The 3,605-nt window shown below is 54.8% G+C and carries 6 protein-coding genes; 2 read left to right on the top strand and 4 right to left on the bottom strand.

The annotated features are described in order from the left end of the window. The first annotated feature begins 237 nt into the window (after nucleotides 1–237). A complete protein-coding gene (locus tag BP822_RS03300) occupies nucleotides 238–393 on the top strand; it encodes a hypothetical protein (RefSeq protein WP_276837773.1) in 156 nt (51 codons plus the stop codon). Nucleotides 394–509: 116 nt separating this feature from the next. Here the strand turns inward: BP822_RS03300 and BP822_RS03305 are convergent, their stop codons facing one another. Further along, nucleotides 510–764 (bottom strand): hypothetical protein, encoded by a 255-nt coding sequence (locus BP822_RS03305; protein ID WP_048131610.1) that lies wholly within the window; start codon nucleotides 762–764, stop codon nucleotides 510–512. Between the two features lie 101 nt (nucleotides 765–865). On the opposite strand from BP822_RS03305, the gene BP822_RS03310 reads away from it, so the two are divergent. Further along, on the top strand, nucleotides 866–1,798 hold the full coding sequence (locus BP822_RS03310; RefSeq protein WP_276837770.1) for a ribose 1,5-bisphosphate isomerase: 933 nt from the start codon (nucleotides 866–868) through the stop codon (nucleotides 1,796–1,798). A 99-nt stretch (nucleotides 1,799–1,897) separates the two neighbouring features. Here BP822_RS03310 and BP822_RS03315 read toward each other — a convergent pair whose 3' ends face one another. The 3 genes from BP822_RS03315 to BP822_RS03325 all read right to left on the bottom strand — a co-directional run. Continuing rightward, entirely contained in the window at nucleotides 1,898–2,371 is a 474-nt protein-coding gene (locus BP822_RS03315) for a phosphoribosylformylglycinamidine synthase subunit PurS (protein ID WP_013718166.1), read from the bottom strand. Beyond that, nucleotides 2,365–3,174: a phosphoribosylformylglycinamidine synthase I gene (gene purQ, locus BP822_RS03320; protein ID WP_276986968.1), complete on the bottom strand. Its 810-nt coding sequence runs from the start codon at nucleotides 3,172–3,174 to the stop codon at nucleotides 2,365–2,367. The genes BP822_RS03315 and purQ overlap by 7 nt, the downstream gene beginning before the upstream one ends. After that, nucleotides 3,171–3,605 (bottom strand): AIR synthase-related protein (locus BP822_RS03325; protein WP_286877737.1); only part of this gene is annotated, 435 nt, incomplete at its 5' end. The genes purQ and BP822_RS03325, both read right to left, overlap by 4 nt.

Consider the following 3,605-nt stretch of genomic DNA (forward strand, 5'->3'; position numbering starts at 1 on the left):
CCTCTCAAATGAAGAGCATTGCAGCCCAGGAGAATGCAGCATGAACCTATAGAAAAGCCCTGACCTCATCCTTCCGCTGTTCCCGTCCTTTAGGGAGGATTGGCCTTGCGCAGTTTGATTTTGGATACGCCCTGGTGCACGAAACAATTATCCGCATTATCCAAAGCCACAGGCCTGGCAGTCTCTTTGCAATTTCCCTCGAAACAGCTATATCATAACACGGCATATTGGATGGACATGGCAAACGACAATACCATCAAGAACCTGATCATTCTGGCCCTGGCAATCATAATCGTCATCGCCATCTGGAGAGCCATCTGGTACCTGGCAGGAGTGGCGGTATTCATCCTCCTGGTCTACTTCGTCTACCAGCTTCTCAAGGGCAAGCTGTGATTGCTGCGCTGCCACCAGCAAAATGCCACAGGAGACTGTAGAAGATGCGATCATGCCACCCAACCTGGCGGCAAAAGATACGACCGGTCCATAATGTCATTTGGGCTGTAATTGCCCTACCATCTCGGCCCTGATAAAGCCCTCTTGCCAAGACTTGTCAGCCCTGCGGCAGTTATGCCGTTAGGGAGGCTGGAGCCCTCCATATCTGCTTCGCTCAGAGTCTTGACAAACCCTTGCATCTCCAGTCCTCCCAGTCGCGCGCCGAGCTCCTCTGGATCGATATTTGCCATGGAGAGGATCCTATCTGCTTTGGGATAGGGTACCTTGAGGCTGGCAATCGCCTTTATGATATCGAAGTCTGTTGTGTCCATCGTTTGTCACCGAGGATGATCAGAGAGCTGCAAAGTTATAGTTATTGTTCTTCTCAGGGCAGGAAATAGATTTAACTCTTGCAGGCGAAAATAACACTCGAATGAAGCCAATAGATCGGGTTACAGAGACCGCAGGAAAGATCAGCAGCATGGAGATTAGAGGGGCAGGGAGAATTGCCACTGCCGCAGCTGCCTCTTTGAAGGAATATGCTCTGGCTGTCCAGGTGGAGAGCTTCGAGGACTTCAACCAGAAGACCGCGGTTGCCGCAGACCTGCTCCTCAAGACCAGGCCCACGGCAGTCTCCCTCTCCAATGCCATAAGAATGGTGATGAAGTATAAGGCAGATGACATCGATGGCGCCCGCCAGGCGATAGCCGCTAATTCCGATCGCTTCATCGAGAACTCCCAGAAGGCAGTGGAGAAGATCGGCCAGATCGGCAGCAAGAGGATTAGAGACGGGGATACTGTCCTCACCCACTGCAACTCAAATGCCGCCATCTCCGTGATCAGTGCTGCTCATAAATCCGGAAAGAATATCAAGGTGATAGCCACCGAATCCCGCCCCAGGTTCCAGGGCATCACCACCATCGGTATGCTCGATCAGATGGGCATAGAGACGGAGCTGATCGTGGACTCGGCGGTGCGGAGCGTTATGAACGATGTGGACCTGGTGGTGGTGGGAGCGGATGTGATAACCGCCAACGGCACCCTGGTAAACAAGATCGGCACCGCCCAGATCGCCCTGTGCGCCCGCGAGGCCAGGACCAGCTTCATGGTGGCTGCCGAGACCTATAAGTTCAGCCCGGAGACGATTTTAGGGGAGCTGGTCACCATCGAGGAGCGTGAGGCCACAGAAGTACTGGCCGACATCTCCAAATACAAACACGTCAGGGTGCACAATCCCGCCTTCGATGTCACCCCCCATCAGTACATCGACCTGATCTGCACTGAGGCAGGGGCCATATCGCCGGAGATGAGCTACTTGATCATCCGGGAACGGCTGGGCTGGGAGATGAAAGAGGAGAGCGGCTGAGTGAGATGAAGATGAATTGAAGGTCATGATCGATGATCAATAAAAGGTGATGGAGACCAGATCATCTCCTGCCCCCAACCAAATCCTCGCATTATTGTTTCACAGCATTATCTCATAGCTATCCTTATGCGGATTTATGAGCAGCTTTTCTGCAATCTCCCGGGCAGTGATCTCCGCCTCAGGCCGGAGGAGCCTGAAGTACAGCTTCCAGACGGTCGCCTTCTTCACATCCACCACATTCTGGTAGCCTAACCTCTTTCTGAGCCTGTCCCTTATGGCAATTGCCTCGCCATCCTCGATATGCAGGGCAACCTTAACCGGCACATAGCCCTCCTCGAACTCCAGCCGGTCAATCAGGATCTTATGGCTCTCTTTGTTCTCATTGACCAGCTCCCGGGCAAAAGCCCTGGCCAGTTCCTCAGGATCCCCGGAATCGACCTGGATGGAAATGAGCCGCTCCTTTTTCACATCCTCTAAAACCTTTCCATAGCTCAGTCGCCGGACAAGGGTGTTCTTCACCGTGGCCGCTTCTGCATCCGGTATCTTCAGCCAGACGCGCAGATTGATCAACATGACTCCACCTCTATGTAGCGCTTCATCGACTCAAAGATCCGCCTTCCAGGACCCGGCTCATTGGGCCTGTGCTTTCTCGGATCGAAGGAGGGAAGCTGCCAGGCAAAGAACGCCCTCTCCGGATGGGGCATCATTCCCAGGACGTTTCCTTCTGGATTGCAGATGGCAGCAATGCTCTCTGTGCTGCCGTTAACATTCACAGGGAACTCGTCTATCACCCGGCCGTTGCGGTCGCTGTAGCGGAAGACCACCTGCTCCTGATCATTGAGCTTCTTGATCAGGCCAGGCGATGCAGTTACCAGGTTTCCTTCTCCATGGGCTATCGGTATCTTCAGGAGAGCGCCCATCTCAATCTGGTACGAGCCGCTGCACCTTCTGGATGAGGCATCGTGCCGCAGGTACACCCAGTCGCAATAGTAGCCCCGGCGGACGATCTCTCCTTTGGAGACCATCACATTCTGGGCCAGAGCCATCTGTACCTTTCCCGTGCCAGGGACCAGACCAGGCAACAGGCCGGCCTCGATCAGGATCTGAAAGCCATTGCAGATTCCCAGAATCGGCTTACCTAATGCCGCCTCCTCTTTCAGAGCCTTCAAGACCGGCTCCTTGGAGGCGACGGCTCCCGCCCTAACCCTATCTTGATAGGAGAATCCTCCCGGAATGATGAATCCATCAAAGCCGGACAGCTCCTCCTCTGGCCGGTTCCAGCGGAAGATCTCGCCCTCCATGCCCACCTCTTTGACCGCCACCAGGGTTTCGAACTCACAGTTCGTCCCGGGGAACTGCATCACTGCGATCTTCATCTCATCGCCTCCGCGAGGCCACGGGTCCATGCATTCCTCGCCAGATCCAGGTCCAGGTCGGCCACCGTCTCCCCCTTTCTGGTTATCCTGATCCTTCTTTTCGCCGTCACTCTGCCGATCTTTGCCGGCAGGAGGTCGTAGCTTTTCAGTAGCTCCTCCAGCCTCTTCTCCTTTCCTGCTTTCGCTTCCAGAAGGAATCCCGAAGACTCTGAGAAAAGCAGTTTATCGGTTCTCAGATCCAAGTCGCCGCACACCACCCCATCCAGGTCCAGCTCCAGGCCGAACTTAGCTGGCCGGGTTACGGCCATCTCCATTGCCGTCGCCGCCAGCCCGCCGTTGGATATGTCATGGGCTGCAGCAATCAAGCCCTCATCAATGGCATCGATGACGGCATAGATCATGCTCCTCTCCAGGTCAAATCGAACCCGAGG

Origin of the sequence: Methanosaeta sp. UBA458 (assembly GCF_002496085.1) — an archaeon.
In the GTDB taxonomy this organism is placed as follows: domain Archaea; phylum Halobacteriota; class Methanosarcinia; order Methanotrichales; family Methanotrichaceae; genus Methanothrix; species Methanothrix soehngenii.